Genomic DNA, 14883 nt, shown 5'->3' on the forward strand with positions numbered 1-14883 from the left:
CCTATTATCTAAATATTCTGTATAATTACGTTATATTCCTTCTTTCTATTTCTACTATTTAATCATATGAAAAAGCCTATTTTAAAATAGGCTTTTCTATTACCTCTCATAATCATCCACAATCACTTGCATGATACGATACGATTCTTCTGCTACTTTTTCATTACTATCCCTATTCGCATCATATGTAATTAACGCCTTCCAAAGTGCCCATCCTCTCGCTCTATTCCACGCTTCTTCGTCCATACGTAATACTTCTTTAAATACATTTCTACTATTTTCATCAAAAAACGTCCAAGCCATCGCTGCATCACAAGCAGGATCTCCTACTCCTAAAATACCAAAATCAATTACAGCACAAAGCTTTCCACCTTTAACGAGTAAATTACCCGGCGCTACATCTCCATGCACCCAAACTGGTTTACGATCCCACGTTGAGCTAAGTGCTAAATTCCAAAGATGCTTTAATAATGCATCTTCAAAAATATCCTTATTATTTTCGATAGCAACTCTCGCCTCTTCATCATATACCGATATAAGTCCGCCCCGGTAAAAATTATGCGGTCCAGCTAAAGGGCCGTTACTCGCATTAATAGATTGCAATTCTACTAAAAAAGATCCTAAGTCCGCTGCAAATTCATTTAAATCACGAACGTTTTGTTTCGTAACTGTTTCTCCCTCTATCCACTTATTAATAGACCAAGGCAATGGATATGCTTCAGACGGATTTCCTTTCGCAATTGGTGTAGAAATTGGTAAAGAAAGTCCCTTACTTAATATAGGAAGCCAACTATTTTCTTTCTCTACTTGCGGTGCATATGCCACATCACTTGGCAATCTTACACTCATCTCATCCCCTAAGTGAAACGTCCTATTATCATGCCCACTAAACTTTACAGGTTTCACTTCTAAATGGGCCCATTCAGGAAACTGTTCCTGTATTAACTTTTCAACTAAACTTACGTTAATTGGATGCATTCACATTCTCCTTTTCTTTTGAAACTTACTAAGCCCATCCGTACTTCCAACATATTCAAAACTATTTTTCTTATAAAAATCATTCAACGTACGATTATGCGCCACGCAATCTAACTTCAAATACTCTTTGTCATGTTGTACATTCTCTTCTATCCACTGTAAAATCCATTCTCCAATTCCGTTCCCCTTATACTTCCGTTTCACCGCAAATCTATGAATATATAATGAATTAGAAACTTCCTCTTTACCAAAAATATGTTCATCCCATTCATTTTGTTTAGGAGAAACTGTAACCGTACCAACTATTTCATCTTCTTTCAGAACAACATATGTATATTTCTCTCTTATACATTCTAGTATTTCAGCCGTAGCTTCCTCTCCTAAAAGATACTGCCACTGATCCACTTCTTTATGTTGTAGCCATTGTGCTACTTCTTTTAATAGAGTTTTAATACTATCACTCTCATTTTCGGTAGCAATTCGAATTGCATATTCTTTACTTATATTTCTCTCCATATTGCCTTTCCCCTTTCAAATTGCTACCATACTGACAAACGAGTCCTTCCATCATTTTCATCTGTAATATATTCTACATACAATCCTTGATTCCGTGCGTTTTCATACATCATTTCAATCTCTTCTTGGTTTTTCACATAAATTTGTATGTAATCACCATCCGCTACTAATACGACTACTTCACACTTACTCTCCTTAAATTCTTCATATGTTTCAATTTCTCCTAGTACTTCCCCTTTTGGATATGCTTTTAAGTCTACAAATAAAAGATAATATATGTTGTCTTTTATTAGCTTTTTTAAAGCTGAACCTACCATGATCTCGTTATCTTCTGAAAATAATTCTGGACCTAATTCATTCCCTACTATCTATATAAGCTTCCTCCCTTCCCATGGCTTGCCAATCAAATGCAGTAATTTCAATTGGCTTTAAGACTTTCCAAAGTAAATTATCATATCCATCTAGAATATCTACTGTAATCCCTCTTTTCATATGTCTGCTCCTAGCTTATTTATTTTTGTTCCATACATTATATATCAAATTTAATTACTATATTTTGTCGATACCTATGTACATCATAAAAAACCGCTCCACTACTAGCGAAACGGTTTCCTTCTACTTACATTTACATATCTTATTCAATCGTTGCACTGCGTTTTAAAATATTTTTTAATATCTTCACTACATCAGTCGTTCATTCTTAATGCTCACTTCGACTTCACGAAGTAATATAAAAACCATACCGCATGATTTTGTTCATCCGCAGCTATTCTCCGTAACAACTCTTTCAAATGTGCATCCGATGTCTCATCTGAAATTTCCAAATAAAAATCTACTGTCTTTTGTTCATCTTGTATAGCGAACTCTAATCCTTGTAAATACGTATTTGGGCAGTTTTCAGTAATTTGTGGTTTCGGCTGCCTGCCAGTTAAGTTCGTATAAATTTGTACAAAGTTGTGGAAATGCTTTATTTCATCATTACGAATTTCAAGAATTTGTTTTTGTTCTACTTGATTTGGAGCCATATTCGCTAATTTTGCATAGCAGCTTATAGCGCTATACTCTCCATTTATAGCTTTCTCAATATCACTTATCAACTTATCATTCTGCCTATACCAATCATAATAATTCGAATTATACATTGTATCCCCTCCATACTTTCGCATAACATTTTATGCATTTTGAAATAGTAGGAGCATGTGTATATAACGGGACAGCTTTAGATTGAAAGTAAAGTTTGAGAAAATGGTCTATTTTGCAAAAGAATTGCTTATGCATAAAAATAACACTATTGTATACTGTTGCTATAAACTCTCGCGGGAGTGGGAAAATACATTCGCGAATCAACGAGAAGTTCAACATGATGCGGTGCGAAGCTATTATGAATTCAGTGACATAACTAGGAGGTTCCGCTATGCCATCTTTATTTAAAACTATGGAGTTCCAGCTAAAAACCGAACGACTTGACCTGAGTATGTGGGAGGAATCCGATTCAGTTTGGATGAGAAAATTAATTGGCGAACGTGGTGTGGACATGCCAGCCCTTGATTCCGTTCGTAGCCGGCTTATTGAGATGCGCAAGAAAGCAGACGAAAATGGCATTTCCCTTCTCACTATTCGTAGGCGAGACGAAGGCGATTTTATTGGATACTGTGGCTTGATTATCGGTCGTTCCACACTTGAAGAGCCGGAGATTGCATACGAATTGTTCCGCAGCGCTCATGGAAAAGGTTATGCGACTGAGGCAGCAGCCGTTGTACTGGACGCTGCAATTGCTACTGGGCGCCACAGGCTTTGGTCGACTGTAGGCGCTTGGAATATCGCTTCCCTCCGGGTGCTAGAAAAGATCGGGTTTAAGAGGCATCACAGTACGTGGGATGACGAGCGCGGTGAGATTGTTTGGAACGTACGCGATCTTTAGAAATTCCTGCTTAATTACATACAACACTTTTTAACAATCAGGCTTTTTTTAAGCGTTCAATTCTGTTTTATGCCCTTTTACTGCACTACGTTTGAATGCAGTTGCTAATATAATAACCGCACTTACTATACCAATCCAAACGAGTACAGTAACAGGTGTATTCCAGCTTACCCCTTTTCCGAAGAAGAAGATTTCTCTTAAGCCTTCGATCATAAATTTCATTGGTAACCATGGGTAAACCCAGTCTTGATAAAACGGAGACAACATCTCAGGTGCTAATGATAATAACGGCGCCCCGAAAAATAGTAATAAAGCGAATAAACCGATTCCTTTTAGCCCAACTAATGAAAGTACCGCAGATATCATTAAGAAGAAACTAAAAGAAGTAATGGATAAGAATAGAGCTGTATCCGTGAAGTTCGAAATATTTAATCCTACCATCCCATCTGCAATCCATGTAAGACCAAATCCAATTACAAGTGCCGCAATAGCTCCTGTTACGATTTGTTTTACTTTCAATATAAAGTTTTCTTTTCGTGAACTTACCGGTATTTTACTAATCGCAATAAAAATAATCGCTGCGCTCGCTAAACTTGCAATCCATAACGGCTGGAACAATGATATTGGTGAGTTACCGTTCGCACTATTTTTGCCGACCTCATTCATATTTTTCACGTTCTTTACAATAGGTGTTACTAATTTCACAGCTTGATCTGTTGTTACAGTATCTCCTTTTGCTTTTAACCCTTCTAATATTTGCGTACGAACATTATTGTTCATATTATCAACCACGCCATTTAATATTTGTCCTGCCATAGTTGATGCAGCCGTATTCATTCCTTGATTAATATATATTTCTATCTCAGGTGAAGATGGCTGTGGTGTTCGTAACGACGCTTGTTTTGCGCTAAATTCTTTCGGGATGACTAATGCCGCGTAATACTCTTTATTGTTTAATCCCTTTTGAACGGCTTCTTTATTTTTTACTTCTACCCACTTCACTGCGGGTTCTTCCTCTGATTTCGATGATTTTTTCACCGTATCAACAATTGTTTGCCCCATATTCATTTTCGGTTGATTTGGAATTTCTACACCTTGATCCTCATTTACAATTGCAATTGGCAAGTTTTTCGGCTGCGGTTGAACAGTTGGAAATAACGTTAATGAAAAAATAAAAACAACAAGTAGTGCAATAACTGGTGATAGCAATAAAAGTTTATTTTTAAACATCTTCTTTTCTCCTCCTCTAATTTGATTTATAATAATCAACAACGTGTTGTTTATTTATATTTGAATTATATGTTCGAGTTGAACCTTATACAATAATCAAAAATCGTGAATGTGTCGGTTATAAGACACATCTTTGAAATGTGTTGGCTAAAATGAAGGAGGGGCATACTTTGCGTGATAGTAATTTAGATTTACGTGTTATTCGTACAAAAACTGCCATACGAAATGCATTGGTTGAGTTAATTGAAGAAAAAGGTTTTGACGCCATTACGGTGAAAGATATTACAACGAAAGCAAACATAAATCGCGGTACTTTCTATGCGCATTATCAAGATAAATTTGATTTAATGACGAAATGCCAAGAAGAAATTATGTATGAGGTTTCTAGCATCGCCAAACAGAGATTGCCTGAAGTTATTGCTGATCTTGGTTCCAATCCTTCTCCAACAATGCCGTTTATACTTATCACTTCTGTTCTTGCATTTTTAAATGAAAATAGTGATTTTATGAAAGCTGTATTAAGTCCAAAAGGAGATTTATCTTTCCAAACAAAACTGAAGGACTTTATGTGGAAAACAATATTTGAAGATACGAATGGCGCTCTCATTAATAAGGAGAATTTACTTGTCCCAAGCCAATACTTAGCTTCTTATATGGCATCTGCTCATATAGGTGTCATTCAGCAATGGTTAAATAACGGGCAAAAAGAAACACCTGAGGAAATTGCTCACTTTTTATCAACTATTGCAGTTCATGGACCTTTTTATGCGGCTGGCTTAAAGAAATAAGTCAACTATATACAAAAGAACACCCACTATAATAGTGGATGTTCTTTTACTTAATTACAACACTTCAATATACCCTTCTGTTCCATGTACCCGAATTCGTTGTCCGTCTTTTATTAATTTCGTAGCATTCTCTACTCCAACAACTGCCGGTAATCCATATTCACGTGCAATTACTGCTCCGTGCGTCATAAGTCCGCCAACTTCGGTAACTAACCCTTTTATAGACACAAACAATGGTGTCCAGCCCGGATCAGTAAAAGCTGTAACTAATATATCGCCCTCTTCTAAATTCGCTTCTTCCATGTTTAAAATAACGCGAGCTCTCCCCTCAATCACTCCTGAAGAAACAGGCAAACCTACAATCGCATCATCTGGGAGGTTTTCTCGTTTATATTTACCTGTAATGATTTCTCCATCAGACGTCATTATACGAGGAGGCGTTAGTTTTTCATATAATTTGTAATCATTTTTTTGTTTTTGTATCAGTTCGTAATCTAGTTTATTCGTGCGAACAACTTCGTGAAGCTCTTCAAAAGTTAAATAGTATATATCATCAACTTCATGAATGACACCGCTCTGCACAAGTTGCTCAGCTTCTTTCAGTAACGCCTGCTTATATATGAAATAACGATTAATCATGCCGTATTTTGGATATTCACGATACCCGATACAATTACGGATGTTGCGAATCATACGCTTCGTTTCTTCTACTTTTTGTTTACTATCCGGTAAGTGTTGTAATCGATTTACTAACTCTTCTTCTTTTTTCACAGCTTCTTGCAGTCCTTCTTCAAACTTCCGCTTACTCGCACCCGCTTCAAAGTCTCTTATATTATTTACAATCATCGGGATAATGGTTGTTGGCTTTTCACTCCAGCGCGTTTTCGTAATGTCAATTTCTCCGCTGCATCTCATTCCATATTTATTTAGAAAAGCAGAGATGGCATCTCGGGCTTTCTCCCCGCCTTTAAACTGAACTAGTTCATTTAAAAAGCTATCATCTTCTACATGTTGTAAATACGCAATAACTTCTGGATATGGCCGAATCACATCAGCAACATCCATTAATGCTAAACCCATTTCAGACGTAATATTATTTTGTACCGATTGAGAAAGCGTGTCTGCTGCATTCTTTTCGCCTAGCCATTGCTCCATCTTTTCATTGATCCATGTTGAAGCATTCATACCAGCCATAATGACAGCAATACTTTGCGGATTAAATAATACTTTCTTTAATTGCTGAATATCTTCCAAAATGAAATCAAGTACATCCGTCCCTGATTTCATTTGCATGTTTCGTTTTAACTCTTCGATTGATGCTTCACTATTCTGTATTAAATTCGTAACGATTGCCGGATCATTTTCGTTTTCTGGTTGCGAATTTGCAGGTGGCACACTTTTGCCAGCACTCTTCCCTTTTTCATCATCTGGTAACAATGTAATAAAGTCATCTCGCTCAACTACATTCGTTAATGCATCTTGTATGAGCGGATCAGATTTCCCTAAAGTGTTTATTAAGTAATCTCTGCTAGCAGGTAAAGCTAATTGTTGCGTAGCATCAACAAATAACCTGCCTCCCGCTTTACGCATAGGGGCACTAGTCGTTAACAGGAAAAAAGATAAACCTAATGGTTTCATCGCATCGGTCATCATTTGTTGGTGACCAACTGATATATACACGTGATTTTCCCCATCATTTACTTCTGGAATTGGATATAAAGTCGTAATCGGTCTGCTTTGGACTATATAAATTGTATCATGGGCTAAGCACCATTCAATATCTTGCGGACAACCAAAATAAGCTTCGATTTGTCTTCCGATCTGTGCTAGTTGTAAAATTTGTTGTTCAGACAATGTTTGAAGTTTTTGCTGAACCGGATCAATCTGTTTCGTCTCTGTTCCGCCCTCTTTTAAAGCATAAATAGCTATTTTTTTAGTCGCTATCATCGTTTCTGAAATTTCGCCTTCTTTTACTTTATAATTATCGGCAGAGACCAGTCCCGATACTAATGCCTCACCAAGTCCAAAACTGGCATCAATTGATAACACCTTTCGGTTAGAAGTAATCGGATCAGCCGTAAATAAAATGCCCGAAGCCTCAGGGAAAACCATTTTTTGAACGACAACACATATAGAAACTTGATTATGTTTAAAACCATTTTGTATGCGGTACGTAACTGCTCGCTCTGTAAATAAAGACGCCCAGCACTTTCTTACATGCTGTAAAATCGCTTCTTCTCCGATAATATTTAAATACGTATCTTGTTGACCTGCAAATGAAGCATACGGTAAATCTTCAGCCGTCGCACTAGAACGCACGGCATACGCATGTTCATTTCCAAAACGTGAGAGATAATGAGCTACTGCTTCCACTACATCAGTAGGGATTTCTACTGCCATAATGACTTCTCTAATCTTCTTACTCATTTCACCAATTTGAGCACGCTCTTCCATTTTCAACTTTGTTAGCTGCTGCAACAAAGTTTGAAGCTCTTCATTTTGCTCGATAGCCTTTTCATATCCTACCGTTGTAACACAAAAACCTTCGGGTACTTGTATACCTTGAATGTTTGTTAACTCCCCTAAATTCAAACCTTTTCCACCGACGAGCGAAAGCTGCGTGTTTTCTATTTCCTGAAAATCGAGAACAAAAGAACTCATGTAACATCTCTCCTTACTATGCATGTGTTCTTGATTGTAGCAGGAGTCAATACGAATAAATAGTCTATTTCGAACTTGATTTACATGATATAATTAACTTAGGAAGAGATATGCCTCCTCTAATTCACTTCAACTACATCACCAAACTTAAACATCCTTTGATTATGAAAAGCATCCTCCGTCCTCCGTACAAGTAATTGTCTTATTTACTGGATTTATACCAGCTTCTGTTATGTAATTTTTATATAGATAGCTATTTTTATAATATGTAAGTAAAACCTCTTCTTCACCTAAATATGAAGTTAACAGCTTATTTTCAATCCTTTCTTTTGCATCTTGCGTTAAGATTGGGCGCGGAATCTTTGTTTGCTCCTGTATCATTTTTTTAATACAGACGAACTGCTCTGGCATACTAGCAAGCAGTTAAATATACTACAGTGTTTTTCCTATCATTTGGTTAGCTGTTATTGAAGTATATACGTTCGTATTTTAATGATGATATGTAATGATTGGTTGAATGTTTCTTACACTGATAAAAAAGGCCAATTCCCTTAGCGTACAGGGAATCGGCCTTTTCTATGTTGAAAATTGCTTAGCGTACGAAATTCACGTTTTGTTGATGCTTTCCCTCCAAGTAAAAATGGACAGTTTTGTTTGAAGGCGTTATATAATTCTTAAATTGATGGACATATAAATTTAAACTAAATTATATACTCGACACTCTTCACTAAATAAATTTGTATCATATGTATGTTCTATATAAATTTGATGCCATACCATAAAGGTTAGTACTGTCCAAATTTTACGACTATGATCACCTTTATCTGTGCGATGTGCCTCCAGTAAGTTTAATACATATTTTTTATCAATTAAATGTTCGGTTTTACTTTCTTTAATAATATTCAGAGCCCAGTCATACATTTCATCTTTTAACCAATGACGGATTGGCACTGGAAAACCGAGTTTCTTACGATCTAGTACATGATCTGGAACAATACCACGTACGGCTTCACGTAAAATAGCCTTTGTAGTTCTATTGGCAATTTTTAATTCTGTTGGAATTTTAGAAGCGACATCAAAGACTTCTTTATCTAGAAATGGAACACGTAATTCTAGTGAGTGAGCTGTAGACATTTTATCCGCTTTTAATAAAATATCTCCACGTAACCATGTGTACATATCAATGTATTGCATTTTACTTACATCATCATAATCCTTAATTTCATTGTACAATGCTTTGGTAACATCCTTATAGTTAACACTTTCATTGTAAGACTTTATTAACTTAATCTTCTCTTCTTCACGAAAGATCTTTGCATTACCATAATAACGTTCTTCAATTGGTGTACATCCACGCTCTAGAAAACTTTTCCCTTTAAACCCTTCTTTAAGTGCTCCACTTAAAGCTTTTAAAACCGTTCTCCCGGAAGTGGGAATGTATGAGAACATTTTTAAAGAGTTTGGCTCACGATAAATATTATATCCGCCAAATAGCTCGTCTGAACCTTCACCAGACAGAACAACTGTTACATGTTTACGTGCTTCTTTTGCAACAAAGTACAATGGTACTGCTGCTGGATCTGCTAATGGGTCATCCATGTGCCACATGATTTTTGGGAATTCATTCATAAATTCTTGTGGTGTTACCAATACACTATAGTTTTTTACTCCTAATTTCTCAGCAGTTTCTTTCGCTACATCTATTTCACTAAATCCACGGTGCTCAAAACCAACAGAGAATGTTAGGAGATTTGGATTTATTTCTTTTGCAATAGAAGCAATAATAGATGAATCAATCCCGCCAGATAAGAATGCACCCACTGGAACATCGCTACGCATATGTACTTTTACTGAGTCATATAATACATCACGAATTGCTCGAATGTGTTCCTCTTTTTTGTTATCTGAAGCATTGAAATATGGTTTCCAGTAGCGATAAACCTCTATCTCTTTTCCAATTTCTTTTATGAAATAATGACCAGGTTCAATTTTATTAATATCATTTGTTAATGTTTCTGGTTCTGGTCCGTATTGGTATGTAAAATAATGTTGGAGAGCAGTTGGATTTACACCCTTATCTTGCATTACATGTAGGATACTTTTCTTTTCAGATGCGAAGAAAGTTATATCGTTCTGTTGTGCAATGTAAAGTGGTTTAATTCCAAAATGATCGCGAGCACCAAATAATTTTTTCTCTTGACGGTCCCAAATTACAAAAGTATACATTCCACGAAGATAATTTACACATTCTTCTTTTACTTGGGCATATAATGCAACAATAACTTCCGTATCTGACTGAGTTGAAAAACATGCTCCCTGTTTAATTAACATTTCACGTAATTCTATATAATTATAAATTTCACCATTGAACATAAGTATATAGCGTTCATTATCATATGCTAGCGGTTGATGTCCCGCATCCAAATCAATAATACTTAACCGTCTAAACCCAAATTGAACATGCTCGTCACGAAAATATCCCTGGTCATCTGGACCACGGTGGTATAACAGATTCGTCATATTTTCAAATTGTATTTTTTCTGTTTCTGAATATCTTTTTGCAGTATTATACAAACATCCTACATAGCCACACATTTTTTTACCTACTTTCAAATTATCTACTCTCTAAAATTTTTATAGTGTAATCCACTTTCAATAAAAGTCAAAAAAATACGCTCGTCAATTAAAGCTTCACAAATAAGTTCTAAGAAATTTAGATAAAAAGGACATTTTTTTGATGATCTAAACTAATTGAAACTTTAATTAAATTATATATCTATAACAAGATAGGGCAATGTTACTTTTTCTATTATAATGATAGATATGTTCTATCTCCCCTCTAATAGTTATTCGAAATTCAATCACTATTTAATTAATTTTCTAATCTGTTCTTTACTTTGTTCAGAAATAGGAAATCCTAATTTTATAATTTCATTTGTAAGCAATTCAATAAAATTTCTAGTGCCAAACCCAATAAATTTATCTCTACGTAAAATAAGGTTAACTTTCCTACTAATTCTAGGATTTACTATAGGAATTGCTAATACATCATTATCTACAGTAATATCAAGTAAAGTTTTAGAGACAATTGTCACGCCAAATCCATTTCTAACAAGATCAAATAACGATTCGATACTAGAGGTCTCAATAATTGGAGACAAGTTTATTTTTTGTGGTAAACATGTATAATTCAATAACTTTCTGCATTCATGACTGTCTGGGAACAAGATTAATGGTAATTTATTCAATTCTGAGAATTGTATTTCTTGTTCATTAACTAGTGAATGGTTATTTGATACCACTAAAAATAACTCTTCTGTATATAATGGTACTTTTACAATTTTTTCATCTTCGAATACGTACTCGGAAGAATCAATTGTAACAGCAAAATTAACCTGATTCTGGTTTATTAATTCTAGTATTTCATCTGAACTTATAATTTTTACTGTTACCTCTGGATAATTTTTATGAAAATCTAATAATAAAGTGGAGACTAAGTCTGTTAGTTCGCCAGGCAAAGTGGCAATTGCTATTTTACCTCCTTTTATCTCCTTTAATTCACTGATTTGTTCTTTTACATTATCTAATGCATTAAAAATATTTTTACATTCGTTGGCTAAAATAGAACCAACGTCAGTTATGGCTATTTTCTTTCCCATGCGGTCAAATAACGGCATACCTATTTCGTCTTCAAGAGCTTTAATTTGATGGCTTAATGTAGGTTGCGTAATACCTAGCTTATCTGCTGCTTTTGTAAAATGAAGTTCTTTATAAAGTGTCATGAAATACTCTAACTGTCTTAATTCCATATAAAAATAATCTCCTTTTTTTAAAAAATAATTATATTTCTTTGCATATCTTTATTCATATTATGAGAAATCCTTAATTTTTCAGCCTTATAATCGCTCCGTACTCTCCCTTTACTGTATTATTGCCTAAATGTTCTATTCCTTCATTTATAAAAAAACGTAACTTTCTCTAATTAAATTTACTAGAGAAAATTACGCTTTTGTTATTTGGGATTCGATAATAAATTTTCTTAGTGGGTATATTTAATGTCCTATAGCCTTTCCCTTACAAAAATTTCGTTGGCTATATATGATTTATTTCACCTTTCAGCTTAAAAATTTCTATCTATTTAACAATGAGTACCCTTATTTTTCAACTTCTAAAGGGATGTTGTGACTATAAGTTTGACTAGAGCTTCTAATTTGAAACCCTTCAAAGAAATCAATAGTTAAATTATCATCAAGAAAAGCTAAAGAGGCTTTGTTTATATAAAATGATTTCCAGTTTGTTTGAATTTCTTCGAAACCTACATCTGATTTAATTAATTGTATTCTTACAACCCCATCCAATGGACGCCCGCAGCCTCCCATTTCATATTGTAGAAATCGAAAATGGTTAGGATATTTAGTCTCTAAACTTTCGAAATGTTTAATAGCAGCTTCTGTAACAGTAACATTAATTTGCATAATATTTTCCCGCCTTTTCTATTTTGGATTGAAAGTAGAATAATTCAAAAATTCCCAATTATAAGATTCGTAACAAAGCGCTTCAAGTACTTCAATTATTTGAAATTGTACTAAACGTTGCGCACCAGGAAACTTTGAGAGATTATCTTTATCCATGTTCCAAATGATACTTGCTTCTCCTGTGATTTGTAATGTATCCCCAGTATTAAAATCAAAAAACAATAACCCAACATTTGGATTTTGGACAATATTTCCTAAAGTATTGAACAACATGTTTCCTGAGTAATCTGGAAATATAATTGTTTTTTCATTAATGACATGAACAAATCCTGGCATCCCACCCCTATGGGAAATGTCCATCTTTCCCTCAGAACTTGCACTTGCAATAATAAAAGTATCGGATTCACTAATCCAATTCTGTTGCTTTTTATTTAAAGTGTTACGCGGATGAAGTTTCTTATTTACAATTTCTTCAACAGCTTTATATTCGAATCTTCTCGCCTGTATATATTTAGGACAATTACCGAATACTTGTTCAATTTTGATTTCAAAGTTTCCATCTGGATAAATCATCGAAACCTTACCATTTATTCGTATTCTTATTCTGGAAGCAAAATCAATTACTAAAATTCCTACTTCCTTGTGTTGTAAAATATTAAAAAATAAAGGATCACCTTCATTTATTTTTGTATTGATTTTAACTAAGTCAGCTTCGATAGCTTGTATGATACCAGGGTTTCCTGCTAAAAATGAACTCCAAACTCTCCCCTGTTGATCCATAGAAGATACCACGAATGAATTCTGTCCATTTAGAAAATTTATGAACTTTTTCGTCATTGTCTGTTGAATCATTGTACTTGCAGTGCTTGCAATCTTTTGTACACCTAGTAAATCGTGTACAGTACGCTCTCCAGAATGAAAAACCTCCATTTATTATTCCTCCAATCTACTTTGCAATAGCGGACTAGCTAAAACACCTTCAAATACTTAAATGAAATAAAAAACATCGTATTCCCCAAAAATGTAAAGCGAACATTGATAATATAAGTTTTGCCATCAACAAGCTTTCATTACTTTTTATTAATATACATAGAAGAATGAAAGCCATTCACTACAAGAAAATAACTTCATTTCACACTAGTCCTCTTTTGCAAAAGCATAATGGATTCAAAGGATTACCTTTAAGTTCTAACCTAAATATATACAGATATCTTTACGTTTAAAGCCACGCTTTACAAGATACTTTATATACCCCTTATCGTGAGATTTTTATCTATTAAAGTTACTTATCATTTCGTATTGCTATCTTGTAAAGCAACTTCAGTTTAACTCTCAGTTACCTATTAATCAATTCTATAATTTCTATAGTTAACATAGATATCATCTATCATTTTAAGTACATAAAACATTTATATTAAGGATAGATTTAATTCGTAAAATAGGAGGCGCCAAAGTTTTTTAAGTTAAAAGTAGTTATTTGGGTTTGTTTCTTTATGATTTATTGAAACCTTAATCATAGATACCTTCTATGAAAATGATAGAAATGATTACATTGATAAATAATAGATGCTTTATATAATTAAGTTAAGCTCATGAGCTAGCAAGAAAATGGACAATATCAATTATTTATAGGAGGCAATTTATATGCAAAAAACAGTTGCAGGTATAGTAATTCCAGATAGTAAAATAGCAGTAGAGGCGCAAGAAATTCTTCGTGAATATGGTAACGATTTACTATGGAATCATTCAAATCGTGTTTACTTATTCGGTGCTCTTCAAGGAAAAAAAGCTGATCTTAAGTATGATGAAGAGCTATTATATGTTAGTGCTCTATTCCATGATCTTGGGCTCACAAAGAAATTTAGTAGTCCAGACAAACGTTTTGAAGTAGATGGTGCAAATGCTGCACGTAGTTTCCTTCAACAACATGGCATGGATAATGAGTCAATTAGACTGGTTTGGGATTCGATTGCACTTCACACAACGATTGGAATTGCTGAATATAAAGAACCCCAAGTTTCATTAATTTATTCTGGGGTAGGTTACGATGTTATGGGAGATGGGTATGACGAAATTTCAGAGGAAATTCGTGAACAAGTTGTATCTGCTTTCCCTCGAGATAATTTCAAACAAAAAATCCTTCCTGCTTTCCTTGAAGGTTTCGCTCATAAACCTGAAACTACTTTCGGAAATATTAAAGCAGATGTTTGCTCATTGCTTCTTCCAGGCTTTAAACGCAAAAATTTCTGTGATTGCGTTTTACATTCACCTTGGAAAGAATAGTCATTACACTTATGACTATTAGAAAAAGGAA

12 protein-coding genes and 2 pseudogenes are annotated in these 14883 nt (G+C 34.5%); 3 read left to right on the top strand and 11 right to left on the bottom strand.

Annotation, left to right across the window (positions count from 1 at the left end; genetic code table 11):
- Positions 1–99 precede the first annotated feature (99 nt).
- The 4 genes and pseudogenes from AC1Q8L_RS17440 to AC1Q8L_RS17455 form a co-directional block, all read right to left on the bottom strand.
- Positions 100–978, bottom strand: a complete 879-nt coding sequence (locus AC1Q8L_RS17440; RefSeq protein ID WP_065229023.1) for an aminoglycoside phosphotransferase family protein — start codon at positions 976–978, stop codon at positions 100–102.
- A complete protein-coding gene (locus tag AC1Q8L_RS17445; RefSeq protein ID WP_065229024.1) occupies positions 979–1494 on the bottom strand; it encodes a GNAT family N-acetyltransferase in 516 nt (171 codons plus the stop codon).
- Between the two features lie 23 nt (positions 1495–1517).
- A pseudogene (locus AC1Q8L_RS17450) lies at positions 1518–1986 on the bottom strand (DUF2691 family protein).
- A gap of 215 nt (positions 1987–2201) precedes the next feature.
- A complete protein-coding gene (locus tag AC1Q8L_RS17455) occupies positions 2202–2636 on the bottom strand; it encodes a ferritin-like domain-containing protein (RefSeq protein ID WP_000282832.1) in 435 nt (144 codons plus the stop codon).
- A gap of 272 nt (positions 2637–2908) precedes the next feature.
- Here AC1Q8L_RS17455 and AC1Q8L_RS17460 point away from each other — a divergent pair, with 272 nt between their 5' ends.
- A complete protein-coding gene (locus tag AC1Q8L_RS17460) occupies positions 2909–3415 on the top strand; it encodes a GNAT family N-acetyltransferase (RefSeq protein WP_001139527.1) in 507 nt (168 codons plus the stop codon).
- Positions 3416–3463: 48 nt separating this feature from the next.
- On the opposite strand, the gene AC1Q8L_RS17465 is transcribed toward AC1Q8L_RS17460, so the two are convergent.
- On the bottom strand, positions 3464–4645 hold the full coding sequence (locus AC1Q8L_RS17465; RefSeq protein ID WP_000475871.1) for a YhgE/Pip domain-containing protein: 1182 nt from the start codon (positions 4643–4645) through the stop codon (positions 3464–3466).
- 170 nt (positions 4646–4815) lie between these two features.
- Between AC1Q8L_RS17465 and AC1Q8L_RS17470 the strand changes: the two genes are divergently transcribed.
- Positions 4816–5433 carry a TetR/AcrR family transcriptional regulator gene (locus AC1Q8L_RS17470; protein ID WP_001205678.1) on the top strand — a complete coding sequence of 206 codons (618 nt, stop codon included), beginning with the start codon at positions 4816–4818 and terminating at the stop codon, positions 5431–5433.
- 54 nt (positions 5434–5487) lie between these two features.
- Here AC1Q8L_RS17470 and ppsA read toward each other — a convergent pair whose 3' ends face one another.
- From ppsA to AC1Q8L_RS17500, 6 genes and pseudogenes are all read right to left on the bottom strand, one after another.
- Complete coding sequence (gene ppsA / locus AC1Q8L_RS17475; RefSeq protein ID WP_000094216.1) at positions 5488–8094, bottom strand: phosphoenolpyruvate synthase; 2607 nt, start codon at positions 8092–8094, stop codon at positions 5488–5490.
- Between the two features lie 119 nt (positions 8095–8213).
- A pseudogene (locus AC1Q8L_RS17480) lies at positions 8214–8505 on the bottom strand (YolD-like family protein).
- Positions 8506–8790: 285 nt separating this feature from the next.
- Entirely contained in the window at positions 8791–10689 is a 1899-nt protein-coding gene (asnB, locus tag AC1Q8L_RS17485) for an asparagine synthase (glutamine-hydrolyzing) (protein WP_002094073.1), read from the bottom strand.
- Between the two features lie 269 nt (positions 10690–10958).
- Positions 10959–11903 (bottom strand): LysR family transcriptional regulator, encoded by a 945-nt coding sequence (locus tag AC1Q8L_RS17490; RefSeq protein WP_000423358.1) that lies wholly within the window; start codon positions 11901–11903, stop codon positions 10959–10961.
- 345 nt (positions 11904–12248) lie between these two features.
- Complete coding sequence (locus AC1Q8L_RS17495; RefSeq protein ID WP_001166736.1) at positions 12249–12569, bottom strand: iron-sulfur cluster biosynthesis family protein; 321 nt, start codon at positions 12567–12569, stop codon at positions 12249–12251.
- Between the two features lie 18 nt (positions 12570–12587).
- Positions 12588–13499 (bottom strand): pyridoxamine 5'-phosphate oxidase family protein, encoded by a 912-nt coding sequence (locus tag AC1Q8L_RS17500; RefSeq protein WP_000451623.1) that lies wholly within the window; start codon positions 13497–13499, stop codon positions 12588–12590.
- A gap of 714 nt (positions 13500–14213) precedes the next feature.
- On the opposite strand from AC1Q8L_RS17500, the gene AC1Q8L_RS17505 reads away from it, so the two are divergent.
- Positions 14214–14852: an HD domain-containing protein gene (locus AC1Q8L_RS17505; RefSeq protein ID WP_001174222.1), complete on the top strand. Its 639-nt coding sequence runs from the start codon at positions 14214–14216 to the stop codon at positions 14850–14852.
- Positions 14853–14883: the final 31 nt, after the last annotated feature.

Source organism: Bacillus sp. GW823-FHT06A11, from assembly GCF_058795355.1.

Coding starts and splice junctions, on each gene's coding strand:
- AC1Q8L_RS17495 (WP_001166736.1), bottom strand. CDS start 12,569: ATGCAAATTAATGTTACTGTTACAGAAGCTGCTATTAAACATTTCGAA.
- AC1Q8L_RS17460 (WP_001139527.1), top strand. CDS start 2,909: ATGCCATCTTTATTTAAAACTATGGAGTTCCAGCTAAAAACCGAACGA.
- AC1Q8L_RS17440 (WP_065229023.1), bottom strand. CDS start 978: ATGCATCCAATTAACGTAAGTTTAGTTGAAAAGTTAATACAGGAACAG.
- asnB (WP_002094073.1), bottom strand. CDS start 10,689: ATGTGTGGCTATGTAGGATGTTTGTATAATACTGCAAAAAGATATTCA.
- AC1Q8L_RS17500 (WP_000451623.1), bottom strand. CDS start 13,499: ATGGAGGTTTTTCATTCTGGAGAGCGTACTGTACACGATTTACTAGGT.
- AC1Q8L_RS17445 (WP_065229024.1), bottom strand. CDS start 1,494: ATGGAGAGAAATATAAGTAAAGAATATGCAATTCGAATTGCTACCGAA.
- AC1Q8L_RS17465 (WP_000475871.1), bottom strand. CDS start 4,645: ATGTTTAAAAATAAACTTTTATTGCTATCACCAGTTATTGCACTACTT.
- AC1Q8L_RS17490 (WP_000423358.1), bottom strand. CDS start 11,903: ATGGAATTAAGACAGTTAGAGTATTTCATGACACTTTATAAAGAACTT.
- ppsA (WP_000094216.1), bottom strand. CDS start 8,094: ATGAGTTCTTTTGTTCTCGATTTTCAGGAAATAGAAAACACGCAGCTT.
- AC1Q8L_RS17455 (WP_000282832.1), bottom strand. CDS start 2,636: ATGTATAATTCGAATTATTATGATTGGTATAGGCAGAATGATAAGTTG.
- AC1Q8L_RS17505 (WP_001174222.1), top strand. CDS start 14,214: ATGCAAAAAACAGTTGCAGGTATAGTAATTCCAGATAGTAAAATAGCA.